This window comes from Nocardioides agariphilus (genome assembly GCF_015352445.1).
Taxonomy (GTDB): Bacteria; Actinomycetota; Actinomycetes; order Propionibacteriales; family Nocardioidaceae; genus Nocardioides; species Nocardioides agariphilus.
In genome coordinates this window covers 97,430-122,803 of the sequence record NZ_JADKPO010000002.1, presented here as the reverse complement: position 1 = coordinate 122,803, position 25,374 = coordinate 97,430, and the positions used below count along the sequence as shown (strand labels likewise).

The window sequence follows — 25,374 nt, the reverse complement described above, 5'->3', positions numbered from 1 at the left end:
GTAGCGAGCGCCGACGTTGACGAACCAGACGTCGTCGCGGCCTCGTGCCTTGGCGTACCCCCTGCCCGGCCAACCCTGGGGACGCCACCGGTCGGTGTCCTCCCCAAGGACGGGCCTCCAGTAGCCCCGGATGTGGAAGTTGCTGGCTGTCGGCACGATCGCCACGTCGTGGACAACCTTCTCGATACGGCCATGCACGACGAAGACGTGACCAGGCATGGGGTCATCCTGCCCCCGAACGCGCCGCAGCACGCCAGTATGTGCTGCGCCCCGCGAGGGGTTTCGCGTGCACACGGGCGTCACGGGGCCAGGCGCAGGTCCGCCGCATCCCAGACCGTGCCCCATCCGCGGGCGCTCTTAAGCACTGCGGCGACGTCGCGCCGCGCCCGGTCGAGGTCGTAGCCGAGCACGACAGCGTAGGCGATGGCCACGCTCGGGGTGCGCTGATGGGCAGCGACGCAGTGCAGCAGGACGGTCTTACCCTCGGCGCGCAGTCCGCGGACGGCGTCTGCGGCATCGCGAAGGATGAAGGTGAGATCGGCGTTGTCGGCCGGGTCCTCGGAGTCCTGCAGACGGGACTCGACCACTTCGGTGGCGCCGTCGAAGCAGGCCTGCCGCCTGCCGACGCGGCACAGCGAGACGATCGCGTCGGCGCCGTGCCCGCGCGAGCGGTGGGTGCCGAGCAGGACGCCCGGGTCGTAGGGGTGGGGGACAGCGAGGCGGGCAGCGCGCTCGTCATACGGGACATCGTCGACGACCGGCCAGCCCTTGCGGTCGGGCCTGCCGTCGCGGACCGTCAGGGTGGCGAGCGAGACGAGGTCTCGCCCGTCCCGGCCGGGCCAGCCGTGCACGGCCCGTCGCCAGCGCCACGGCACCGCGCTCGCACCCCACCGGGCTCCGAGTAACCCACCGGCGATGGCGGCGACGGTGTCGGTGTCATCGCCGATCCGGACGGCCGCGTGCAAGGCGTCCTGGAGGTGGTGGCAGTCGACGTCCGGTGTGGCGGTGATCGCCGCGAGTGCGGCCTGGAGTGCGGTGATCGTGTACCCGTTGGGCGTGAACCGGACCGCAGGGCCGGTCTCGGCCTCGTCGAGCCAGGATGCCCAACGGTCTCGGCGGTCGGCGGGCAGCAGGTCCATACCCGCCCGGACGTCGATGCGGCCATCGAGGACGGCGATCCGGATGGCTTCACACCACAGCACGCAAGCGTCGCCGGCGAGGGGGTCGGCGTGGGTCAGCCGGGCCACGAGCCGGGCGGCCTGTGCAAGCTTCGCCCTGTGGTCGAGGTGAGCCAGAGCGACCGGGGCGGTGCGCATCAGCGCGCCGTTGCCGGCCGCGTGTGCATGGGTAGCGGCGTACACCGTCGACTCTTGCAGCATCACGGCCGCGGGTCGACCGCCCTCCCGGTCGAGGCGCCGCCGGGTGGCGCCGAGGACCGCGCTGGTCTGGATTCCGATGTCAGCTGGCCCGTCGCCGTACCAGCGCAAGAAGCTGGCCGCGATCGCGTCGAGCGCATCGTCGGTCCTCAGGTCGGCGCCGGTCGCGGCGACCTCGGCGATGGCGATCGCCATAGAGGTGTCGTCGCTCCACTCACCGGGCGCGAAGCTGCCGAGTCCGCCACCCTTCATCTCGGCGAGCTCGCCCACACCAGGGGGTTGGGCGAACTCGTAGGGCACACCGAGCGCGTCCCCAGCCGCACTCGCGAGCAGGACACCGGCGGCGCGGTCGGTCTGGGCGGTGCTGAGTCCCGACCTCCTGCGCACCATGTCAGGCCCCCGTCAAGATCGGGTGGCGGCGGTACGTCGCGCGCAGGTGCAGCCTTCGGTAGGACTGCCGCAGCGACATCACGTCGAGGTCGGTCGTTCGCGCCCGCCCCAGCTGAGAGGTCTGACCGAGGTCAGGCTGGTAGTCGAGCTTGGTCTTCTCGAGGCGCTCCACCAGCCGGCGGGCGCGGCGCCCGGGGGTAGGGAGCGCAGGGCGGCCCAACGCGTCGAGGCATGCGGCGCGGACGATGGCCTCGAACTGCTCGCGCAGGGTCTGCGGGTGGTCGAAAGCCTCGAGGGCGAGCGGCTGACCGCCAATCCCGACGAGGACGCCGGTCTGGCCGGGCAGCGGGCGCACCCGCTTGAGCATCCAGCTAGCCTGCTCGTCGGGGGCCGCGAGCCGGTCGGCGAGCGAGCCGGTCGCCGAGTCGCCGCCGTAGCGCTGCACGCGGGCCCAGACTTCTGACTGCTGCCCGACCTCGTCGAACCCGGTCCGCACGAACGTTGTCGCCCTACGCCCCCGGGTCACCTGCGCCCGGTTGCCGCCCCAGCGGTGCTGCTCGACACAGGCGACGTCGAGCAGCGCTCGTGCTCCGGTCTGCACCAACGTCGAGCGGGTGGCCATCCGGTGCTGCCACCCGGCCTCGAAGAGCTGGCCGTCGAGCACGAGCACCGGCATGGCTCCGGTGTTGGTGGCGACGAGCTGCGGCACCGACGGGCCGCCGTCGGCCTCGCCGATGTGCAGCGACTCCGAACTGGTGTCGTAGCGGCGCGCGCCGGTCGACGTGCGGTCCTGCCAGACGGGGAACAGAGTGAGGCTGCCGACGGTGGTGCCTTGGCCTACGTGGAGCATGAGCTCCCTCCTTATCGTGAATATGCGTGAAGTGTGGTGCTGCGGACAGGTCCCTCGTCGCACAGGTCGCATGCGCCGGTGATCGGCCGGGCGACGAAGTGCCGGTCGCAGGTGGCGCCCCAGCGGACGTAGAGCGGTGCCCTTCCGCCGCGCGAGGCGCGGTAGCCGGGCAGCTCGACGAAGGCTCCGGTGGCCTTGACGAACGCGTAGCCCTTGCCCACCCAGGCGATGCCCGGACCGTCGAGCCCGAGGGCGACGTACGACTCACTGTGTGGCAGCCAGACCTGGTCGAACGGCACGACGCGCAGCGCATCGCGGATCAGCCGGTGGGTGCCCTCGTTGCAGCCGAGCGCCCGCAGCGCGTCCTCCAGCGTGGCGTAGTAGGTGCGTCCCTGACCGGCAAGCTCAGCCCGGCACCGGGTGCAGACCGCCAGCGCGTGGTGGCCCATGGCGGTTGCCGGCTGCAATGCCGAGCCGACGTGCGGGCAGCCGGGGATGTGGAGCCGCTGGCCTGTCGCGGTGCGGACGAGCGGCGGCTGCGCATCTGACGGCTGGATGGTCATGAGGTCTCCCGGGCTTTGTGAGTATCTGCGATAAGACTAACAGACCCTTGAGCGAATCTGCGATAAGTTGGTCAGGTGAGCGATCTTGCGGCCTACCCACGCCCCCATCTCGCGGTGGACTTGGTGATCCTTACGGTCGGCTTCCTTCGCCCTGCCGACGAGCGTCTGTCACTGGGGGTCGTCGTCCAGCGACGCGCGGACGGCACCCCCGTGCTTCCTGGGCGGTTCGTCCGCGAACGGCACACGGTCGGCCAGACTGTGCGCGAGCTGCTCATCGAGAAGCTCGACTTCGAACCGAGCCGCACGTTCTACCTCGAGATGCTCGGCGTGTATGACGCCCCCGAGCGGGACGAGCGCGGCTGGGTCGTCTCCGTCAGCCACCTCACTACCTTTCGACCCGACGAGGCAGACAGACTCTCGCCTGAGACCGTCGAGATCATGCCCGTCCGTGGCGATGCCACGCGCGGCCGCCGGGTCACCCGTGAGTCGCTGGCTTACGACCACGACGAGATGGTGACCACCGCCGTTCGCCGCACCCGCCGCCGCTACGAACGCTCCCCCGACCCACTGCGGCTGGCCCGTCCGCCGTACACCCTCAGCCAGCTGCGCCATGTCCATGAAGCCGTCCTGGCCGAGCCTCTCAAACGCGACACCTTCAACCGCCGGATGCTGCCCTACCTCAAGCCCGCCACCGACAGCCGCGGGGAAGTCTCGCTGTCGGGCACGGGCGGCCGCCCGGCCCAGATGTTCCAGCCGGTCAGCCGCAAAGACCGCGACCCCGAATCAGGACCTTTCCCGCTCCCTCGTGCGACGACCAGAGCGCGGTAGACGTCGCGAGGTCGATCTCGCCCGTGTCCTTTACGCGCGTGGGCTTCAGGTCGGCGAAGGCTCCCGACGAGCGTCAAGGTGTCGGGCCTGGTTGCGCCCGACCTCAAGCCCGAGGGGCCTGGCGCGGACTCATTGAATTTGGGACTTGCGTCTGCGTGCAGGCTCGGAGGGCTCGTGGTGGAGCCGGTCGGCCTCGGACGCGCGGTCAGCCGCCTCGGCGTTGACGTAGGACGTGGGCATGCGGCCCGCGAAGATCTCGACCAAGGTCTGCCTCGTCGCAGTCGGAGCCGACTTGCCCTGCGCCGCCTTGCGCGCGTGCTCACGAAGAAGGACGGCGAGACCGGCCTGGTCCCCTCGATCATGCAGAGAGCAGCGCGGGCACTCAAAAGTGGAGAAGTCGTCGGCGAAGTCGGAACTGGCCGACTTGAGGGCTGCTCCAAGTTCCACTCCGTGACAAATCCGCCCACGTACCCATCCGCAGGACGGCGCAGATCTCTAGTCTGCGTTTCAGCGTCGAGGACCCGGCCAATCGGGCTAGGCGCGCGCCAGTCCGCGGGGTATGGCCAAGCTGCCCGGGTGGCTACGGCGGACTGATCTGAGGCAGCCGGACATACAAGACCTTGTTTGCGCCTTCCGTCTGCACCTCCCTGACCTCGATATAGGGCTGATCACGCACCAGCAGGCCCAGGCGGGGATAGCCATAGTTTCTTGAGTCGAAACTTGGGTGGTTGGCGACGAGTTGGAAGCCCACATTCGACAACTTCGCCCATCCGTCGTCCTCGAGCCGCGCGGAAATCGCTGGCCGCAACATGTCGCCTAGAGGGGGTAGGTCGCCGGCCGCCGTTTCCGGAGCCTCCATCGTCGTATCCGGTCGCGCAGCAGTGCTGTCGGGGTGAGGAGCAGTGTCTCCAGACTCGTGCTCAGGATCGTCGTCCTGGGATCCTTCGAGTACGTCGAGAAAGGTGAAGCGATCACACGCGTTGCTGAACGCTGCCGAAGCGGTCTTAGATCCGATGCCAACGACCCGCTTGCCGGCTTCACGAAGGCGCATGGCCAACCGTGTGTAGTCACTGTCGTTCGCGACGAGGCAAAAGGTGTCGACCTGGCCCGAATGCAAGAGGTCCATGGCATCAATGACGAGAGCGATGTCGGTGGCTCCCTTGCCAGAAACGTACGCGATCTGCTGCATCGGCTGGATGGCCAAGCTGGTCAGTACGGCTCGCCAACCCTTCAGATACTGACTTCCCCAGTCTCCATACCCCCGTTTCACGCCCAACACGCCGTGCGTTGCGGCCTCAGCGGTAACAGCGGCAGCTCGTTGCCAAGACACGTTGTCACAGTCAATGAGCAGCGCCACCCGTGCAGCACGTGGCTCAGAATTATTGGAACTCACTCGCTCCCCCAACCAAAAACTTGCTTCCTCATGACTCGTAACCAATTCGCCGCTTGAGGGGGCGCACCCCTGCTTATGCACCGCCGCATGTAAAGGACCCGACGTCATCCGCCTCGCGCCAGGTTGCGCCGCAGGAGTGACCGTCTGGCGGGAATCGGAGTGGGCTCGGTCTTGGCGACGACGGCGTCGAGCTCTTTGGCTGCATCGGCAGTAAAGGCGGCTTCGATGACGAACTCGGTAACGGTGGCCTTCGTGCCGCTCACGCCGAGCTTGAAGCCCGCCTTCCTCAGCCGGAGCCCTAGTTCACCGTCGACGCCGAGCGTCGAAGACCGAGTGATCTGGATGCGACCCTTCTTTACCCCAAGGTGCAGCACACCGTCGCAGACCGCGTCCAGCATGGGTTCATCCCGGAACCGAAGGGGGCGAGGGTCTAAGGGGACGCCACCCTTCCCTTCCTGGTCGAAGGTTAAGCTCCAGGTTGCGTCCTTGCCCGCACCGAGGTCCGCCCCGAGTCGCTTGATTCCGAGGCGACCAGCTACCTGCTTCGTCGTTTGGCGGCGGGAAGTGGCGACAATCCGGGCGGCGCCCAGCTTGGTGAACACGCGCAGCGCCTCGTTGTAGCGGTCCTGTGCGAGCTTTTCGTCGTAGTCCGCAAAGGGGATCAATTCATGCGCATCGATCGGATGCCGGACATAGACGATTCCGACAACAGCAGGGCCAGGCAGGGCGAAGCCGTCAGCCTGGTCGATCGGCAGAAGCTCGACCCCAAGCGAGTTGAGCGACTTCTTTGGCGGCACTTGGTAGAAGGAGATCAATCGCCTGCCGGCACCCGTAGCGGCGTCTGTCATCCAGTGCTCCTCATACGGGCTATGCCGTTCTCGAACTTCAGCGCTGCATCGAACCACGCAGGTGCGGAGGCAGCAGCCTAATCCACCCGCGCGCGCTGTGGGCGAAACCTGAACCTCGACCGATCGTCATGCCGCCGCCTTTCGACCACACCCAAGAAGCGCAGGGCTAGGCCGACGACGACCCTCAACGTCCGTGAAGCGATCGAGCTCTTCTTCGATGGACTGTGCGGCTGCCAGGCCGAGTCGTCGTGCACTCGGAGCGCGCTTCCATAAACTCTGTCACTAGGCGTGAGGGCATCAGCAGGTCAGCGTTGGGGCGCCGCCATCTCGCCGCGCTCGACCAGTTCGCGAACCGATCGCTCGCAGCCTGACTGGCGATCACCGCTCTGATCCTGGAAGGAGACCACTGGAGTGCCCTGGCAAGTCACTCCGTGCCAGGAGCAGGCGCCCCCCGCAGCGCGTGTACCGGGGCGGTGAAAGTCCGGGTCATATGCGATGGCCTCGATCATTGATGCCTCCTCGTTCGCTTGGACGTTGGCTCGGTGCGGTTCGATCGCCGGCGCCAGCTCGACCATCGAGCCCACAAGTCGAGCGGTCAATGCCCAGCGTGCGGCATCGGCCACTAGCCACACGCGCACAGGGCCCCCTGAGCAAAGTCGCTGCAACTCTGTCCACTTGCGGCCAGGATTGCTTTCCGTACTCGCTGTCTGGTCGCGCGCAAACATCAGCCATGCCCGAACCAATGTTTCGAGACTGTCCCTGCCTGTTGCTCGAGCCTTGGCCTCCATGACCAGAACTGGCCTACCGGAGTTGCCGTGTCCCAGAGCATCGAACTCTCCGCGTTCGAAGTCGAGCTCCCCACCTGACCATGCCAGGTCGCGCACCAACTCGTAGGCGGCGCCCACCTGCACCAAGTACTCATGGTTGACCGAGACGCCAGAGCCGCTCTTGGCCAGCAACGCGTATCGACCAGTCGGACGCTTCACTCGAACCGTAGGAAGCGTCACAAACCCTGCGGGGTCTATCTGCGCAAAGCCGCTATCGACTGCGGCCAAGAAGCTTGACGCTTCGTCGTGGCGCAAGCCGCGTGCTGGTTCGAACAACTTGGGGGATACGACATCGGAACGGCGAGCGGCGAATGCGTCCGCGCACGACCGCAGAATGTTCATGAGGCGATCCACCCCGGGGGACTCGGTCGGTCCCGGCGCCACGCCGGCCAGCGCATCGGCCAGCCACACCTCGTCGATCATCGGTGACCTCCCCGCACGACGGTAGAGGCATCCACCGACACCACCACCCTTCGATGACAGGTAAGCGCTGCAGCAGGCCGCCTCGCATCGCCGCCTGACTGCAACTACTCAGCGCTGGCGAAATCGAGGTCTCAAGGCTGCTCCGCCAGAGCGAACCAAATGGCTGCATGGTCGGACAGTCGGCGTGCGCGACGCGGATCGGCCCAGCGCACGTCGGTCTCGGGCGCCGGGTCGCTCCGTAGGAGCTTCTCTCCGCCGCGGGCGACCAGGATGTGGTCCAGCTGGAGCCCGGTGCGGGTAGGTCGCTCGTGTCTGTAGTCGTCGCGCCACTCTTCGTGGAGCCACGAGCTCACTCCCAGCGAGTCGGCGTTGGAGAAGAATTCACTTCCCCAAGTGCCGCCTTCGGGATCGTCAAGCAGAGACTCGTTGAAGTCACCGGCCGCAAGTAGCGGCAAGTCGAAGGTGTCACCCAAATGGCGCAAGGTCATCAACAGGTAGTCAGAGTCCCACAGACGATGGTTCGGCCAACGCGGGTCGCTGCCTCCGTGTCGCGACTTCGGGTGCCCAGCGTCGGAGGGCCAGCCGTACCTTTCCGGCTCCGCGTACGACGGACTGGCATGGACGCTTGCTAGTACAGCCTCAGAGCCGTCTGGTCGCTTCCACAGCCCGGCCGACACATAGTTCCCGTGGTAGAAGAGGTGGGGTAGGTCTGCTTCGGTGAGGCCTCGAACAGACAGTGCCTTATCGACCACAAGCCCCGACCGGACCTTCCATTGGCGGTCGACGCCTTCGATCACCTCGTAGCCGGCCGCACGGACGACGCGGAGCCACTCTGGGAAGGTCTCCTGAGCGAAAATCATCAGGGGAGGGCACTGTCCGGCCATTATCTCCTGCGTCCAAGCCAGCATGCCTTCTTGCGCCACGGCGCTCTGACGAGGTCCGCCGAGATTGATGGTCACACACCAGTCGGTCACTCCAGCAGGGTGGCATCGCTCGGGGACAGCCATCGCCTCGGCACCAGCAGCCGTCACTCCGACGCCCGCCAGTCAGGACCGAGCACCTGGCTAGTGACGGTCGCCGTCGCCTCGGCGGGGCGGAAGCAGTCGACGGTGCGGTTCCGGGCGGCATGCGGTCAATCGATCGGTGCGATCGGTTTCAATGGCGTGACCGCTCGTCACTGCCAGTGAACACGTCCCGTCTCCCCTCGCACAGCTCCCTAAGGCGGCTCGAATCACCAGGTCAGCCACCCGGAGGTCCGACGAGGTCCCCGGCTCGCCTCGTCGTACAGCCCGCGACTGAGGAGGGTCCGAACCTTGACCCGTTCTCGACGCATCCAACGCTTCCTGTTGGAACGGCTCTCGCGCTCGTAGAACCGCCAAGGGTGCAAACGGGTCGTGCGAGCCATGTACAGATTGTGCCTGGGTTGTCAGGCTCAGGCGAAGGACGCGGGAACACGACCGGCCCCGGACATGATCGGCGACACCTAAACAGTGCCGCACGTGTCAGGCCGACCGCCTCCTCCCTTCGACTCGGGCGCGCGCGGCGATACGACTCTGCGTACTTCCACTCGAGCCGCACGCAGTAGCTAGTTGCTGGTCAGGTCGATGACGGTCACTCCGGGTGGCGGGACCGACGGGCGACCCGCCCACCTGATCCACAGCGTAGTGATCCCCGCGGCCGCTTGGCCCGAAAGGGCCACGGCGGCGGGGCGATAGTCGCTGGCGTCGACTCGGATGACCAGCGTTGCGCGTTTGGCGCGGGCAACACCCAACGCCTTCAACGAGCGGCCGGCCTGCTCATCGATCACAAGGGCACCGTTCACCACACAATCGCGGACCGTGTGGTCGCACCAGCGCAGGTGTGCTGCGTTCTCGAGGGCTTCTCGCAACCTTGCTGTCACCTGAGTGGTGGCACTGAGGTCCTCGGATGCTAGATACGCGTCGGCCAAGGCCTCCAGTGCGATACCCCGCGCCCAGCCGATGGTCTTGTGCAGCGTGTTCGGTATGTTCGGCTGCGGCTGAAGCTCACCAATCACGGTCGCTCGCTCTGGCCGACTCGAGCGAGCGGACGCCGCGGCGGTCGTGGTCGGTGAACTCGAGCGGGCTGGGGTGACAGGCGCTCCGAAACCTGGTGGCAGCGCAAGGGCCTCGACGACGTCGGCCGCGGTCCAACCGCGGCGACAGGTGGTCTCGCGGACCGCGACCGATCGCACGTCGAGGAAGGACATATGGGCGCCCTTGCCGGGGTCTTCCACCGTGTGGCTGGCGTAGACGACCACAAAGCGCGCATGCGATCCGTCCGGCTTGAGTCGAATGACTCGGCCCATTCGTTGGATCATCTGCCGGCGCGTGCTGCTCGCGGCCAGCACGACACCGAGGTCGATGTTGGGGATGTCCACCCCCTCGTCGAGGATCTTGGGTGCGCAGAGGGCAGCAATGGACTGGTCACGCAGGGCGTCGAGGTTTGCGCGGCGCTCGTCCATATCCATGCCGGAGTGGATTGCCGAGGCCGGGGCGCCCGCCTGCCGCAAGGTTTGCGCGGCTAACTCGGCGGTTTCGATGGCCTGCGCGAAGACGACGGTCCCCCGCGACTCCGCGACGATGCCGGCCAACCTCCCGAGAGCGGTGATCTTGGCTCGGCAGCGGGCCAGGACGAGTCGCCGCTGTCGTGCCGCCTGCTGGTAGTCGCGTGCCGCGTCACGCACGTAGCCAGCCGGACCCGCAGCAGCGCGCGTGATCCGGACCATCGCATGATCTTCGTCGTCCCGGATCACCCCGGCGGCCCGAAGCACCGCCACCGCCCTACCAAGCGTGGTCGAGTGCCGCTCGTACTCCTGATGTTCCTCGGATGTGAGATCCACGGGGAGCATCGCCAGTGTGAACGGAGCGACCACACCCTCGGGCACGGCCTGCAGGTAGTCGTAGTGAAACACCTTGCTGTGGAAGTAGGGCAGAAGAACGTCGGCCACGCCTGAGTCTGCGTCGCGCTCGAGAGTGGCGGTCAACCCGAGCCGATAATGGTAGGAGTCACGTAGCGAGAGAGCCCACGCTTTGCTCGCGTAACGATGCGCCTCGTCCGCCACGACGAGAGAGGGACGCCCGCGCGGCACAATGTCTCTCCTGGCAGCTGAAGCGGCCACAGCGATAGTGACGTCCGCTTGTTGCCACGACCCTTGCGAGCCGCCACCGATGCGGGCCGTGGTCAGCTGGGGTGCATGCTCGGCGAGGTTTCGTGCCCACTGATCCTGGAGGACGACCGTCGGCACCAGAATTGTGGTCGACCCACCTTGGGCAGCCATCCGAAGCGCCAGTTCGAGGCCGAGGTGGGTCTTGCCGGTTCCGGTTACCGCTTCGACGATCCCTCGGCCACGGGCTTCGAACCAGGCACGCAGGGCCCGCTCCTGCCACGGCCGCAGCCCCAGTAGCCAGGGTTCGGACCACCTCACCTCTAGCGAGGTGCGCTCGCCCTGGCGTGGCGAGGATGTCCCGGTTCGCTGCGTCGATCGCGTCGCTGTTCGGTCGAGCTCGTCGAGTTGAGCCCGCACACGGCGCGTCGTGGCGGCGCGGTCCACGCGTCCGATGGCGACGCCCGCGAGCGCCCAACGAGGCACGTACCCCATGTCGCTGGAGAAGCGAGACTCTTTGTAGAGGACCCGATTGACGTCGCGCCGAGTAAGTACCGCGAGCCCAAGCCGATGCCGTAGTTGCGATGCGATTTCGCGGGCAGTCAGGCCAGGCTGTTCGCTGAGTACCTGCCCGATGGCGTGCGCGATGTTATCTCTGGCGTCCACTAGTTCGGTTTCGCCCGTCCAACCAGACTTTGAGCGACCTGCCCATGACAACAGCCGCGGCCTCGGCCAGGAACCCCTCCCTGTTCACCGTTGCACCGCCGCTCCATCCTCTGAGAACCCGAAACTTACAACCCAAGGCGACGACCAGTCACCGCTTCGTGGCTTCCTGACCTTTGACCTCTCGATGAGTCAGAACGCACCTCGGATCGAGAGCGACTGCCCGCTTCCCCTGCAGGATCAGAACGCTGGACGGCGTCGGCCCCCAGCCACAACCCGTAGGTCTCGCGTGCGCTTGCCTCCGTCGCTGGCCTCGACCGCGGCGTGGGCGGAGGTCCGCGATCGACGGGTAGCCACGACCGAAACTCCGTCTTTTGGCTCTTTCGACCCCCCGTGCCGTCGACTCCGGCATTCCTGGACCGGATGTCGGCGGCCACCGCTAGGTTTGATTGCGAGGGCGCGTTATAGGGGGAAGGTGCCTCGGATGATGGTTGCGATTGACTGGACAGAGTACGACCGATGGAACGCGGTGCTCGCTAGTCGCCTTTTCGGTGCGTTGCAGGCAGACCTGCCGGCGTACATCGATGTCGACGAAGCACTTCTTGAAGATTGCGCCAAGGATCTTGGACTCGTGCCCCAGAACGCCCGCGAGTCGCTGGTGGGGGCAGTCCAAGGAACACTCGGGCTCGGTCCGGGCCAGTCAGTTCTGAAAGGGCACGTCGAGCGCTACGGGCGCTGGAGAAAGCAGTTCTTGAGAGACGCCGGTACGCGGAACAAACGATCGGTTCACGAGCTGCCTGTTCCTCCGGTGGTCGCCCTTCTCTGCGTCTTTGTGATGGCCGCGGAGAAGATGGGGTCTGACGCCGCCATGGCAGCTCACGCTTACTATCCGCGGCTGGGGGAGCTCTTGGGTCTTAGCCCGGCGAACATGAAGCGTCTCAGGGCGAAGTTTCCCGCTACCGAGCCATTCTGGCGCGGGCTGAATGAGTACCTCGTCGCGAACGAGGGCCGGTACGGACTGCCGACGGCATTCTCACTTGGGCATCGCTACGTGGGGATCCCGCAGTCGCAGGCGCTTGTTCGGGCTAGCGACCGCGTCAGGTTGCCCGACTTCTTCCGAACCTTCGGCCTGGCCCCAGGGTCTGAGCTGATCGCCGCTGACCTCGAAAGGCTTCTCGACGGCTGGATCTCGTCCACTCCGAGCCCGGTGACTGCCAACCTCCGCCGGCTTTGGGAGGGTGTCAAGGCGCGCGAGCGGGTGGCCGGGGTGGTCGCCGTCGAGCTCGCACACTGGGACGGCAGGGGTCGAGAGGCCTCTGCTCCCGGACAGACCGCGTCTGGGGGCGTCGAGCTCACCGCTCTGCTACGGCAGCAGTTCGGAGGCCTCAGCCTGGAGCTGTCCTTTGCAGCGCGTCTCCCCGTCACCGCGGAGGTCACCTCGCTGCGGATCAACTCAGCTGAGTCGCAGCCTTCCATCGGCGTCATCCCGGCCGCCGGTGCCCGACTCCGCCCGACCCCCGGCAGCAGGCTTGACCCGGACTCGTTGGTAGGAGCCCGTCTCGAGCTTGAGGACCCGCAGTCCAGCCAGGTCGTGGTCCGTCGGCCAAGGCGTGTTGTCCCGCTTCGCCGCGACGAGCTGCTCGGCATCCTGGTGGAGGTCGACCGGGTGCAGTTGGCTGACGATGCCGTACTTCTGGTCAAAGACGAAGACACGCTGCTCGACGCGGTCCTCGCACTGGTTGAGTCGTACGGTCATCACGGGCGCGTCCACCGCTCGTCGAGTGTCCAAGATCAGCCGGCGCTCAAGGGGCTGCCGACTGGCTGGGCGTTGATCGATGACGTGCAGATCTACGCAATCCCTCAGGACGTCAAGAAGCTGGACCTCCACGTTCTCGTCCCGCTGACGACCGCCCAGCTCAACCTGTCGGGCGGGCTGAAGCTGCCCGGCAGGATCCGTAAATGGTCGAGCCTCCATCCTCCCGAGATCCGCGCGGCCGTTTCTGAGGCTCAGGAGATGTCGATCTCACTCACCGAGGTCGACGTGGATCGTGTCCTGGTGGAGAAGTGGACCGAGCGAGTGGCGGCCATGGTCATTCCGCTGGACGGCCTGGAACTCGGTGATGGCGACTACGAGATAGAGCTGTCGGTCAACGGGGCTCAGATCGCCATGAGCACGTTGCGCCTGCGATCCGCGGATACACCCGACGCGGTCAGCTGGGAGACGTGCACACGCCTCAACTACGAGCTTGACCGCAGCAGCCTCGGGTGCCTCTCAGCGGTGGAGGCGAGTGAGGACAGCGAGATCATCGTTGATGGTCTTAACACCCTTGGGGCCCGCCCAGACCCTGTCCCGAGCGTCCCTGTTCGACATGGGGCAAACTGGAGCACCGAGAGGAAGTCCTCGGGGGTGGAGCAGCCCGTCATCGTTCTCGGTGTGGCCGACCCGAAGTCGTGCGTGGCGACTGGCGCTCACTACATCGAGCTGCCGACCTGGCACGGCGGCAGGTCGAGTGGACAGATCCTGGGTATCTGCCGGATGTGCGGGCTCAAGAAGTCCATGCCTGCCAGACCGAAGTGGAAGTCGTTGGGAGCGTCGGCAAGTACGCCGACGTCGATCCAGTTCTCCGAGCTGCCGAGCCACACCGACCTCGGGGCCACGTGGGACGTTTGCCTGGATGCTCTCGTCCACGTCGGTGGAGGGACCATCGGCTCGCTGGAGAGGATCGCTACCCAGTCCGAAGGGTCAAGCCTTTTCGTGGACAGCTTCCTTCGGACCCTCGAGACTCTCGGACAGATCGACGTGCGGCGAGACTCATCACTCCAGCCTCGCGAGTGGGAGGCAAACCCCGCCTACCTGGCAGAGACCGTCGGCAACGGCTTCGTTCTTGCTGGTGCCTGGTCCAACGCGGAGCGTCGGTCCCTTCGCGAGGGGCTTGCCGAGCAGGGCGCGGACCTCGTCTGCCAGACGTCGGAAGGTCGGCTCTCCAGCTGGTTCGTGCGTGGAATGGAGGCCGACCGCTTGGCCGAGCTGGTCACCGAGCTTGCCCTGGAGGCGTATGTCGTCCCCGATGCCGTCAGTCGCATGGTGGCAGCGCTCCCGCCGTTGAGTCAGGTGGAAGCCAGTCTTTCGACGGTGCCGATCCCCGACTACAGCAAGGCGACGATCTTCGACGTGCGCGAAGCACGGTGGAGAAAGGTGCCCGGAGTAGGCATGCCTGGCGCCTACCGCCTGGAGCAGTCGTTCAGAACCACCACACTATGGGTCGACCACCAGGGCGCCACCGAGAGGAGTGGCAGAGTCGGCAGCGTCCAACTTGTCAAGCATCTCGCCGCGCGTGCGTCGCGAACACCCTTGATCGGTTACCTCAAGACCCAGTCGACCTTGGTGGTCCCGCTCGGAGCGGACCTCCCAGGTCTGTACGGGCGGGTTGCCGCCCTGTGCTCAGGCCTGGCCCCGCGGGTATCTGTGAAGACACGATCTATCGGGTACCCCGATGTCCCCCGCCCGGTCGCCGACGCCCTCAACTCCCTGCTTGCCTCTTGAGAGAAGCCATGACCACCACCCCGCTGACCCTTCGTGACGACTTGGCGGCCGCCTACCTGCGCTACGTCGACACCGCCTTCTGGCTCCGCAACTCCGACCTCATGCAAGAGCGCCGACAGGTGCTGCAGTCCGGCGACATGCTGCTCAGCGAATGCCTCCTGGAGCCAGTCCTTCCCTATCCGGCGACTGAGGACCTGCTGACCGTCACCCGCTCTGTCGGCCTGTCTGACGCGACGGCGACCGTCGTCGGCGATGCGCTGTTCGGCTCGTTCGTCAAGCCAGGTGACGCCATCAGCCTGCGTGAGCATCAGGCGGCGGCCGTGGCACACCACTTCCGGTCGGGCACCGATGACCAGCGCAACGTGGTGGTCAGCTCTGGGACTGGCTCCGGCAAGACCGAGAGCTTCCTGCTCCCGACGCTGCTTCGCCTAACCGAAGAAGCTCAGCACTGGAAGCCCCAGCCAGGTCCCGATCTCTGGTGGCAGGACCAGCCGGACCCGAGACGATGGCGAGCCATGCGTGCGCACGAGACAAGGCCCGCTGCTGTCCGCGCCCTCGTGCTCTACCCGACCAACGCCCTCGTCGAGGACCAGATGACCCGGCTGCGGCGTGCAGTGCGTCGGATCGGCCAGGCGCTACCTTCACGACCCTTGTGGTTCGGGCGCTACACCGGCGTAACCCTGGGCAGCACCAAACGGCCATCAGCGGCGGGCGGCCCGGCATTCAACGAGGTCCTCGCCCAACTGCGGCAGCAGACCGACGAGTTCCGCCAGCTGCAGGCGGAGAAGGAGACTGTCAGCGAGGACGACCTCTCACAGTTCCCGAACCCGGCTGCGAACGAGCTGCTCGTTCGATGGGACATGGTCGAGACGCCGCCAGACGTCCTCGTGACTAACTACTCGATGTTGAACGCGATCCTGATGCGTCACCACGAAGAGGCCCTGTTCGACAAGACACGGTCCTGGCTTGAGTCTTCCCAGACGAACGTCTTCACCCTCGTAGTGGACGAGCTTCACCTCTACCGCGGCACCCAGGGCAGCGAGGTGGCGATGGTGGTTCGCAACCTCCTCAGCAGGTTGGGCTTGGGGGTCGACTCGCCGCAGTTGCGAGTGATCGCGACCAGCGCCTCCCTTTCCGAGGACTCGTCTGGCTTGGCATATCTGGAGCAGTTCTTCGGACTTGAAGAGTCCAGCTTCTTCCTCACCGCTGGACATCCGATGAAGCTGCCGCCATTGCAGACGCTCGACCGACAGACAGCGATCGATCGGTCTGGGCTGCCGGCAGCGGACCGGCTGTCACAGGCGACAGCCGTCGCCTGCACGGACGAGGAGACCGGACGCATTCGTGCCACCCCCGCCTCGGTGGTCGCCGCACGGCTGTTCGGACGCGACGACGAAAACCTTGACGGGCTCGGTGGGATTCTCACCGAGCTCGCGGAGTCCGCGAGCACCGCCGGAGGAGTCCCCCTGCGCGCACACCAGTTCGTGCGAACGATGCGAGGCATGTGGGCTTGCGTGAACCGTGAGTGCGACGGGGTTCACGCAGACGCGAGAACGGACCGCACCGTCGGCAAGCTCTTCGGCATTCCCACCTTCGCCTGCGATGCGTGTGGCTCGAGGGTCCTTGAGCTCCTCTACTGCTTCTCCTGCGGCGACGTGAGCCTGGGCGGGTTCGTCGTCGACCGGGCGAACCCTGAGGCGGGTGAGGGGGAAGGGGTTGCGATCGGCTCGACGAACGTGGGGATCGTCACCGCGACGGCCCCTCCGGTCTTTCGTCGACTCCACGATCAGTACGTTTGGTTCTGGCCCGGGGACAAACCCAGCGCGGCCGATCCGACGTGGACCAAGAAGACCCCCACGACCAAGAAGACCATCGGCTTCTCCTTCGCACCGGCCCGACTCGATGCCTCGATCGGCCTTATCAGTCCCGCCTTGGCAGACGGAAACGGCTGGGTTCTCAGAACCGACGCCCCCGCCGACGACGAGCTGAAGATTCCGGCGCTGCCGGATCGATGCCCAAACTGCGACACCGAGGGCTGGAACCCAGGCGAGAAGTTCTTCGCTGGCCATGTCCGCAGCCCGATTCGTGCCCACACCTCTGGTGCATCCCAGTCCACTCAGCTGTACCTCTCCCAGTTGGTCCGGAGCATGGGCGAGACTCCCGCGGAGAGCCGCACCATCGTGTTCACAGACAGCAGGGACGACGCTGCTCGCACCGCCGCTGGTGTGGGCCTCAACCACTACCGCGACGTGATCCGGCAGTTGACCCAGCAGATCCTCCTCGAGGGTCCGCCCGACATTCGCGATGTCGTGCAGCGAGGCGCGCGGATGCTGCCGCTTACCCCGGCCGAGCAGATCGCGTTCGAGGACTTCAAGCAGCGATTCCCGGAGGCGGCTCAGCTCACCGGGAAGGCGGTGTTCGTGGCGCTCGACCCCACGGAGCAAGCCGCGGTCGACGAAGCGTTCGACCTGGTGTCCGGGGGCGGCGCTGTTCCATGGAACGAGCTCAGGCAGACCCTGACCGATCGGCTGGTGGCACTCGGCATCCCGCCAGCGGGCTCCGGCCCCTCAGCCGCGAAGAACCAAGACGACAGCCCCTGGTGGGAGGCGTTCTCCCCACCGGCTGCAGGCCTGTGGACTCCCCTTCCGGTCGGTGTTCGCGAACCGCAGGCCGCCATGCACCGCGAGCGGCTGGCCACGGCTCTGGCGACTGCGCTCTTCGGTCGAGCCGGGCGGGACCTAGAAGCGTTGGGAATCGCGTACTTCGCCAGCAGCCGGGCACTCTCAACCAAGGGGCCCTTGGGCGACGGCGACCTCGGTCGGCAGGCGTTGAGCTCTGTGATCCGGATCTTGGGCATCCGCAGGCGCTGGGTCGGAAGTGACAGCAGCCCACTGGCCTCACCACCGTCGGCAGTTACCCAGTACCTGAAGGCAGTCGCCGAGACGCACTCCGTTGACGTCACCGAACTTCGAGAGTGGGTCAGCACCGAGCTCACCAAAGCCGGGCTGCTACAGGACTGGCTGCTCGACCTGAAGTCCTTGGCCGTGCCACTGGTGCTTGTTCCGTGCACCGGACGTGAGTTCGTGTGTGACGTCTGCAGTCTCTCCCACGGCCATGGGTCTGCCGGAGTGTGCGCGAACTACGGGTGCTTCCGACCGAAGCTGACCGAACGCACCAGGCATCCCGAAGACTACGAGAGTGACTACTACGCATGGCTGGCTAGGCAGCGGCCCCGTCGGATGGCCGTTGCCGAGCTGACAGGCCAGACCAAGCCGCTCAGTGAGCAACGTCGTCGCGCACGGGTGTTCAAGGAGGTTCTGCTCCCACGGCCAGCCGAGAACGAGCTCACGGTCCCTCTCGACGTTCTCAGCGTCACCACCACGATGGAGGTCGGTGTCGACATCGGCTCGCTCCGATCGACCCTGATGGCGAACATGCCGCCGCAGCGTTTCAACTACCAGCAGCGAGTCGGCCGGGCAGGTCGAGCCGGGCAGGTCTTCTCCTATGCCATCACGGTCTGCCGAGACCGCACTCACGACGACGACTACTACGCAAGCCCGCACCGCATGACAGGGGATGAGCCGCCACAGCCGTTCCTCGACCTCAGGCGCCCGCGGATCGTGCAGCGGGTAGTTGCAGCCGAGCTGCTGCGTCGCGCATTCCTGTCGCTGCCGAATCCACCTGAGTGGACTCGGCACAGCATTCACGGGACCTTCGGGGAGGCCAGCGAGTGGCCGGCCTACCGCGCTGGCGTCGAAGCCTGGCTGTCCAAGGATGCCGAGGTCACCTCGATTGTCTCGCGGTTCTGCGCACACACCGGACTGGATCAGGCTCAGCACGACGAGATCGTGCACTGGGCAGTGCACGGAGGGCTGGTAGCGGACATCGCGAAGGCCCTCGCTCGCGACGGAGGAGCGACCCCTGAGCTGAGCGAGCTGCTCGCGACCTACGGAGTGCTGCCGATGTTCGGGTTCCCCACCCGTGTGCGGCAGCTGATGGGCCGCCGTCCCAAGCAGCTCGCTGATCTCGACACAGCGTCTGTCTCAGACCGATCCCTCGCCCAGGCCGTCTCCATGTTCGCGCCCGGAGCGAAGGTTGTCCGCGACGGCGCGGTCCACACCGTAGCTGGCTTTGCCGACTGGGCACCCACCTGGAACGGGATGACGCCGGTCGACCCACTTGGCCCGGAGGTGGCCTTGGGGGCCTGCGACTCGTGCGGTGCCAGCTTCGTGGAGCCGACGAGCGACGTGTGCCAGATCTGCGGCGCCGCGTTGAGGCTCCTCCCGATGTACCAGCCCGCGGGCTTCCGAACCACGTACCGGACCGAAGACTTCGACGACGAGAACGACGAGTCGCCCAGTGCCAGCGCGCCGACTATCTCCGTCAGCGGCCCTCCCGACCGCGAGATCAGAGTTGAGGGTGCACGAATCTCCTCCTACGACCAGGCCCAGCTGGTCCAGGTCAACGACAACAACGGCCGACTCTTCCCCGTCGCGAAGGACCGCGACGGCAGCTATCTCGTCACGGACCCGAGCCTGTTCCCCGACGTGAAGGGGTGGCCCCCACCTGGGCTCACGGTGGTGAAGGAGCTCGCGATCGGCGAGCTCCGCACCACCGACGTCCTCACCATCGGTCTGGAGAGCGCCCACCTTCCCGGCGGATTGGTTCCGTACTCCTCACAGCTGCTGCCCGCGGGCATGGCGGCGTACTGGTCCCTCGCCGAAGTGCTTCGCCGAAGTGCGAAGAGGCTGCTCGACATCGACCCCCAGGAGCTCGAATTCGGCCTCTATCCCACAAGCCAGGGGTCGATGACGGTCTTCATGGCCGACTCACTCGACAACGGCGCCGGGTATGCCGCCGAGATCGGAAAAGGTGAGAACTTCACGGAACTTCTCACTACAACCCGTGTGGCGCTGACCGACGACTGGAACGACAAGAAGCACTCTGCCTGCGCCTCGTCCTGCTTGGACTGCCTGCGCTCCTACGACAACCGTCGACTGCATGGAGCGTTGGACTGGCGGCTCGCCCTCGACATGCTCGACCTGCTGGCGGGCGAAGAGCTCGTGACCTCGCGTTGGTTCGAGCTCGGACTTCACACGGCACGCGGTGTCGCCTCGACGGGCCTGATGAGTCTGGAGGCGGGTCAGACCGAAGGCGGCGTGCCCTTCGTCGCCAGCGCGGTAACGAAGAAGGCAGTCCTGTTGGGTCATCCGCTGTGGCAGCGCAACGACGACTACGCGGTGGAGGAGCAGATCCTCGCCACCGACGAGCTGGCCGACGGCAAGGGCTCCGGCGGCACCATCCACAGCGACGTGTTCGAGGCGCTTCGCAGACCCCTGTCGCTCCTGAGGTGGCTCATGTGACCGACCTGCTGTGGCACGACCCAGCCTGCGACCCGCTCGACCGCGTATCTCCATCTGCGCTCAATGTCCTGCTGGGCTGTCCCAAGCGCCTCGCCTTCCAGCGGGCTCCTGAGACCAGACACTGGCGGCGCCACTCGCCTCGCACTGCCCTCGGAAGCGTCGCCCACAAGCTGACCGAGCTTGTTTCGACAGGGAAGGCACCTGCGCCCCCAGAACGCAAGGAGTGGCTGGAGATCCGCTGGACAGAGCTGGTCCACAAGGAGCACGACGACCTCCGGCAGGAATGGCCCAACCGGACAGTGCCAGACCCAAAGGACTGGCCAGGCTACGTGGCAACCCGTGTGCGGCTGATTCGTCGTCTAGCCGATCTCCCGGCACCCAAGGACAAGACAGCCGGGCACTCGACTACCGGCGAAGGATCAGGTGAACGGCCGTTTCCCTGGGTCGAGCGACAGCTCGAGGACGTGCCCAGGAGGCTCTTCGGCACGCCTGATCGCGTTGAGGAACGGGATGGCCGCCTGCGAGTCCTCGACCTCAAGTCAGGAGTTCACCAGGCGGGAATCTCGCACGAGCAGCGCCGCCAGCTGCTCATCTATGCGCATCTGGTCCAGCACACATGTCACAGGCTCCCCGACGACGCCGTCATCCAGGACGTCAAGGGTCACGAGGACTCGGTCACCGTCGTGCCCGAAGAGATGGGAGCAGTAGTCGCCGAGGCGAACGATGCCATCGACGTCTTCAACGCCATGGTCGAGGCCACGACGATCTCCGCTCAACCCGACCCTCAGGTCTGCATGTGGTGCCCGTTCCGAGCCGTCTGCCCTGAGTACTGGACGAATCGGACCGACCAATGGCCCCGGCTTGACGTACGCGGTGTCGTCGCCGAACGCGTTGGCGCCGACGGTGTTCGCCTCGACCTGACCACCCCGGTGGGCGGGACCTCCACCTTCCGGGTCTTGCTGACCGGAGGAGTCGAGGCTGCGGTCGGTGACGAGCTCGTTGTCCTCGACCTCGAGCCCGCCGGACCCGGTGCTGGACGAATGCGATGGGACTCGCGTCTGCGTGCCGGCTCTGAGGGCTAGCGCCAGCTCACCCTTCCCCTACGCGAGGCCCTAACGCCCCCCCTTCCGTCACAGGCCGAGTCGCTTGGCGACGTCATCGCCGCCGATGCGGCGCACGACGTCGGGGTCGCCTACGACGACGAGGATGTCCGTGGCGCGCGACATGCCGACGTAGAGTCGTTCACGGGCCCGGTCGCGCTCACCGGCCTCGTTCACGCAGAGCACCACTGCTGCGCGCTCCAGCCCCTTGCTACCCAGCACGTGGCCATAGAAGACGTCCTCGCCCTCCCAGAAGCTCCGCCAGTACCCGACGTGTCCATGCCGGTCGGTCTGGGCCTGCTGCTCCGGGTGACGGTGTCCCGTGGTCAGGAGCGCAACGTTGCGAGCGGCCCAGCCCTCGTCGAGGAGAGCCTCAACTACGTCGTCGGCAGCGTCGAGCGCGTCCTCGGGCTTGGCAGCAACGAACCTCACCGCCGGACCGTTGCCCCCGCGCGAGTACATGCGACTTGGTGCCAGAGGGCCGAAGCACTCATGGATTTGCTTGGTGTTGCGCAAGTTGTGGTCCAGCACGAGCGCGACCAGCTGGACCGGGGGCCGGCCGAACCTGGCGAAGATGCGCTGGTTCTCATCGGAGTAGACGTAGAGGCCGCCCTCCTCCTCGTCCCGCAGCGCACCGAGCACGGCCGCCCACCAGGTCTCTGCAAAGTCCTGGGCCTCATCGACAATGACCGAGTCGTACTTCTTCCCGTTGGGAAGAAACCGCGCAAGCTCGGCCATCTCACTCGGCAGCCGCTCCTCCCAGAAGGTGCTGTCCTGGCGGTCACCGGACGGCGCTCCCCACTGTCGGCCGAACTCCTCGTAGGTGCCCACGAACGCGGGGCGGTGCTTGCGGTTCCACGTCGACACCTCACGCTTGAGGTACTCGGCGAGACCGATCGAGTAGCACAGCAACGCCACCCGCTCGGCCCGCCGGTCGGAGCGGCCGCGGCTGAGCTCCTTGGCCTGCTGGAGGGCCAAGACGGTCTTCCCGCTGCCCGCACCACCACGCACCTCAACGCGCCGCAACAGCCGGGTCACCTGGAGGATCACCGCCTGCTCGAGGGTGAGCCGGTCGGCCTCGGACGCCCTGTCAGCCGCCTCGGCGTTGACGTCGTAGGACGTGGCCATGCGGCCCGCCAAGATCTCGACCAAGGTCTGCACGTCGTCGGCAGTGGGAGCCGGCTTGCCCTGCGCCGCCTTGCGCGCGTTCTCACGCAGTCGGGCCGCGAGATCGGCCTGGTTTCCTCGATCGTGCAGAGACCAGCGCGGGCACTCGGGAGTGGAGAAGTCATCGGCGAAGTCGGAGTAGGGCGTGACGACTGCGTGACCCCAGGCCACGTGGCTACGCCGGCCCCAACGGGCATTGCTCGCGACGTATCCCCGAACGGCGTACTTCGTCGAGCGGACCTGCTCGACGGGGTCGATGCGCGTCGCCTGGCCACGTCGCTGCTGCCACCAACCGCTCTCGTCGTGCCACACGCTGCTGCCCTTGACCTCGATCACCACAACACCAACGTCCGGCATCAGGACGATCAGGTCGGCCTCGTGGTCCTTCTGCTCGTCAGTCAGCCGGACGTTGGCGAGCAGAACGTCGTCCGGGGCCAGCGTCGTCCGGAGACGTTCCCAAACCTCGCCCTCGGAGGGCGTCACGAACGTCGGCTTCTCCGGGATGCAGCGGGTCACACCGTCTCCTGCCCGTCCTCGAAGAGCAGACGGTCGCCCGTGCGTTCGGCCGCATCGCGGCAGGTCACGACGAAGTGCGGGCCCAGCAGGTCGAGAGTCACCCTAAGACGGTCGCCCACGGGGTGGACCCTAGCGAAGCGGTGACAAGGTTGGTGACATTCGCTCGAGCACACCTCCTGCTGAACCTGGTCGCGACAGCTCTGGACCAGCCTCCGTGTCTGGCTCCCCTCGTCTGCGCCGTCAGCCCGTCGAATCGGGGGCCCAGGACGAAGCAGGGCAACCGGCTTGGCGAAACGAGCATGGTGGGAACCGCCCTCTCGGTCTCCCTTCCGCTCGGGGCCTCCGCGTGGGCGAGGCGTACCCGTTGGCACCCGACGTTCTGCAGACCAGGCGCCATCTGCGACTCAGATGCGGAACAGGCCTTCGGAAACGTTCTCCAACTGCGCCCCCCGTAGCTCAGGTGATAGCGGGTGTCCTCCGAAGCCATGTGCCCGGGTTCGATTCCATTCCTGCCGCGTGCGCTGCCGCCGCGACGCTTTCAATCTCCGAGGCCGCTCGGTTCCGCGCACGCTCCAGGGCGTCGGCGACCTCGTCGAGCCGCCCATCGAACAGGTGCCCGTAGACATCCAGTGTCATGGCTGCCGAGGCGTGGCCCAGCATCTGCTGGAGGACCTTGACGTCGGCCCCGTTGGCGATCGCGAGGCTGGCGGCGGTGTGCCGCAGCTCGTGCGGGTGCAGGCCGGGAACGCCGATGGCTTGGGCAGCCGCGTCGAAGTGACCACGGCGGAACGTCGACACACGGATAGGGCCACCACTGCGGACACCGGTGAACACCAGCTCGCCAGGGTCCTTGCCCTCGATGTGGGCCGCGAGCTCGATCGCCAGGAAACGCGGGATCGGAACCTCGCGGCGCGCGTGCATCTTCGGGGTGCCCCAGACCATCCCATGGCCCTGCACTTGGGTGACCGACTCGATGATGAGAGCGCGCCGCCGCTGCGGGTCGAGCCGCCCGACCCGTAGCGCCGCCAGCTCACCGAACCGAACGCCGGTGAATGCCAGGAAGAGAACCGCGAGCCGGTATGGCTCGTAGTGCCGGTCGACCAGCGGCCGGTGCCTGCTGTTCCACGAAGGGTGGCCGCACTCCTTGGCCAGCGCCTCGACCTGGGGAATGGTCAGGAACCGCTGCTCGTGCCGCACTGGCCGTGGCAAGTTGATCCCTCTCGCGACGTTGCGCCGCAGCTGGCCGTCCCGCACGGCGAGGCCGAGGATCAGGGACAGCACACGGAAGACCTTGCGGACCGTGGCGGGGGACCGCGTTTCGGCCAGCGAGGTCACCCACGCCTGCACGCCAGCGTGGGTGACCCGTTCCAAAGGCACCGGGCCCCAGGTGGGGACGATGTGCGAACGCACGATCCCGGCGTACCGCTCCCGTGTCGAGGCCTTGAGGTGCACCTGTCCGGCAAGCCAGGTGGCGGCCCACTCCCCCACGGTGGCCCCGGTTGCCGGGGAGGTTTGTGTCACGAGGTTGAGGCTGTTCGCCTCCAGGAACGCGACGAATCGCACCGCATCCGAGCGGATAGCAAAGGTGCGGTTCCGCTGTGATCCGCCAGGGATCCGGTAGTGCACCCGCCAGGTGACCTTATCGAGTTTGACCCTTGGCTGAATGCTGGCCATTGGTCAGGCTCCTCGCATGCCGCGCTCGATCCTGGCCGCGTCGGACTCGCAGCCATGCTGACGCAGCGAGGCAGCTGCGGCCAGCAGGAGTCCCTGCAGTCGGCCAAGTTCGCGCTCCAGGGCGTCACCTCGCGGAATTTGCGTCCAGGCACGAGCGAGAGCGTGCGCCGGCGCGCACTTGCGCAGCACGGTGTGGCTATAGCGGCTGCCCGGCTGGAACCCCTCGGCTCTCAACTCGTCCTCCCAGTCGCGCAGATACAGGTCGACCAACTCCGGCTCCGTGGCCGCAAAGCCCTGACAGGCCGCCAAGGCGGTGAGGAAGGAGAGCCGCCACTGACCGTGGAGGTCCATGTAGTTGGCCGCGTGATGCTCAAGTGGGGATCCGTCCAAGCCGGCTCGCGCCCAGAAGCGACGAGCGGTGTTGGGAAGGGTGTTCCATGAACGGGCGAAGCCGTTGTACTCCCCGCTTGCGATCATCACCGCCGAGATAGCCTCTGCGGTCACCTGGTCCCATACTTGGCTGTCGGCTGCGTCCAGCCGCGCCGCCCTGGCCTGGTCGCGGACCAAAGTCGCTAGATCCGACCAGGCGCACGCGAGGTCTCGCGTTCGGACCCACTCCTCCAATCCCGCCAGAGAGCCGTTCTCATGCCTGACCTTGACCTGGGCCTTGTGAGCTCCGCCTAGGTAACTCACCCTGACGAACCCTTCGATCACCTGCATCCGCT

General features: G+C 66.6%; 17 protein-coding genes. 4 read left to right on the top strand and 13 right to left on the bottom strand.

Annotated features, from left to right (window positions below; genetic code table 11):
- Positions 1-299: 299 nt before the first annotated feature.
- The 3 genes from ISU10_RS02435 to ISU10_RS02425 are packed head-to-tail and all read right to left on the bottom strand — an operon-like array spanning position 300 to position 3,179.
- Entirely contained in the window at positions 300-1,766 is a 1,467-nt protein-coding gene (locus tag ISU10_RS02435) for an ADP-ribosylglycohydrolase family protein (RefSeq protein ID WP_194694778.1), read from the bottom strand.
- A 1-nt stretch (position 1,767) separates the two neighbouring features.
- The gene (locus ISU10_RS02430; RefSeq protein ID WP_194694777.1) at positions 1,768-2,616 is read right to left on the bottom strand and encodes an ARPP-1 family domain-containing protein; all 849 of its coding nucleotides are present in this window, start codon (positions 2,614-2,616) and stop codon (positions 1,768-1,770) included.
- A gap of 11 nt (positions 2,617-2,627) precedes the next feature.
- Complete coding sequence (locus ISU10_RS02425; RefSeq protein WP_194694776.1) at positions 2,628-3,179, bottom strand: hypothetical protein; 552 nt, start codon at positions 3,177-3,179, stop codon at positions 2,628-2,630.
- Between the two features lie 75 nt (positions 3,180-3,254).
- Here ISU10_RS02425 and ISU10_RS02420 point away from each other — a divergent pair, with 75 nt between their 5' ends.
- Positions 3,255-4,007, top strand: a complete 753-nt coding sequence (locus ISU10_RS02420) for an NrtR DNA-binding winged helix domain-containing protein (RefSeq protein WP_194694775.1) — start codon at positions 3,255-3,257, stop codon at positions 4,005-4,007.
- Positions 4,008-4,136: 129 nt separating this feature from the next.
- On the opposite strand, the gene ISU10_RS23440 is transcribed toward ISU10_RS02420, so the two are convergent.
- From ISU10_RS23440 to ISU10_RS02395, 6 genes are all read right to left on the bottom strand, one after another.
- Positions 4,137-4,271: a hypothetical protein gene (locus tag ISU10_RS23440; RefSeq protein ID WP_267239099.1), complete on the bottom strand. Its 135-nt coding sequence runs from the start codon at positions 4,269-4,271 to the stop codon at positions 4,137-4,139.
- A 316-nt stretch (positions 4,272-4,587) separates the two neighbouring features.
- Positions 4,588-5,508, bottom strand: a complete 921-nt coding sequence (locus ISU10_RS02415) for an NYN domain-containing protein (RefSeq protein WP_194694774.1) — start codon at positions 5,506-5,508, stop codon at positions 4,588-4,590.
- Positions 5,505-6,248, bottom strand: coding sequence for a hypothetical protein (locus ISU10_RS02410; RefSeq protein WP_194694773.1), 744 nt, complete (start codon positions 6,246-6,248; stop codon positions 5,505-5,507). Before ISU10_RS02410 ends, ISU10_RS02415 begins: the two co-directional genes overlap by 4 nt.
- 305 nt (positions 6,249-6,553) lie before the next feature.
- Positions 6,554-7,498 carry a hypothetical protein gene (locus ISU10_RS02405; RefSeq protein ID WP_194694772.1) on the bottom strand — a complete coding sequence of 315 codons (945 nt, stop codon included), beginning with the start codon at positions 7,496-7,498 and terminating at the stop codon, positions 6,554-6,556.
- A gap of 131 nt (positions 7,499-7,629) precedes the next feature.
- Positions 7,630-8,472: an endonuclease/exonuclease/phosphatase family protein gene (locus ISU10_RS02400; RefSeq protein WP_194694771.1), complete on the bottom strand. Its 843-nt coding sequence runs from the start codon at positions 8,470-8,472 to the stop codon at positions 7,630-7,632.
- A gap of 611 nt (positions 8,473-9,083) precedes the next feature.
- The gene (locus ISU10_RS02395) at positions 9,084-11,288 is read right to left on the bottom strand and encodes a DEAD/DEAH box helicase (protein WP_194694770.1); all 2,205 of its coding nucleotides are present in this window, start codon (positions 11,286-11,288) and stop codon (positions 9,084-9,086) included.
- Between the two features lie 481 nt (positions 11,289-11,769).
- On the opposite strand from ISU10_RS02395, the gene ISU10_RS02390 reads away from it, so the two are divergent.
- Genes ISU10_RS02390 through ISU10_RS02380 form a run of 3 tightly spaced genes read left to right on the top strand, consistent with a single transcriptional unit; the run spans position 11,770 to position 21,274 of the window.
- Positions 11,770-14,829, top strand: a complete 3,060-nt coding sequence (locus ISU10_RS02390) for a hypothetical protein (RefSeq protein ID WP_194694769.1) — start codon at positions 11,770-11,772, stop codon at positions 14,827-14,829.
- An 8-nt stretch (positions 14,830-14,837) separates the two neighbouring features.
- Positions 14,838-20,192: a DEAD/DEAH box helicase gene (locus ISU10_RS02385; protein WP_194694768.1), complete on the top strand. Its 5,355-nt coding sequence runs from the start codon at positions 14,838-14,840 to the stop codon at positions 20,190-20,192.
- On the top strand, positions 20,180-21,274 hold the full coding sequence (locus tag ISU10_RS02380) for a RecB family exonuclease (protein WP_370864594.1): 1,095 nt from the start codon (positions 20,180-20,182) through the stop codon (positions 21,272-21,274). Before ISU10_RS02385 ends, ISU10_RS02380 begins: the two co-directional genes overlap by 13 nt.
- 48 nt (positions 21,275-21,322) lie before the next feature.
- Here ISU10_RS02380 and ISU10_RS02375 read toward each other — a convergent pair whose 3' ends face one another.
- The 4 genes from ISU10_RS02375 to ISU10_RS02365 form a co-directional block, all read right to left on the bottom strand.
- A complete protein-coding gene (locus ISU10_RS02375) occupies positions 21,323-22,975 on the bottom strand; it encodes a nuclease-related domain-containing DEAD/DEAH box helicase (RefSeq protein ID WP_194694766.1) in 1,653 nt (550 codons plus the stop codon).
- A complete protein-coding gene (locus tag ISU10_RS23985) occupies positions 22,972-23,094 on the bottom strand; it encodes a hypothetical protein (RefSeq protein WP_370864593.1) in 123 nt (40 codons plus the stop codon). Before ISU10_RS23985 ends, ISU10_RS02375 begins: the two co-directional genes overlap by 4 nt.
- A 337-nt stretch (positions 23,095-23,431) precedes the next feature.
- On the bottom strand, positions 23,432-24,649 hold the full coding sequence (locus tag ISU10_RS02370) for a tyrosine-type recombinase/integrase (protein WP_194694765.1): 1,218 nt from the start codon (positions 24,647-24,649) through the stop codon (positions 23,432-23,434).
- A gap of 3 nt (positions 24,650-24,652) precedes the next feature.
- Entirely contained in the window at positions 24,653-25,363 is a 711-nt protein-coding gene (locus ISU10_RS02365; protein WP_194694764.1) for a hypothetical protein, read from the bottom strand.
- Between the last annotated feature and the right edge of the window lie 11 nt (positions 25,364-25,374).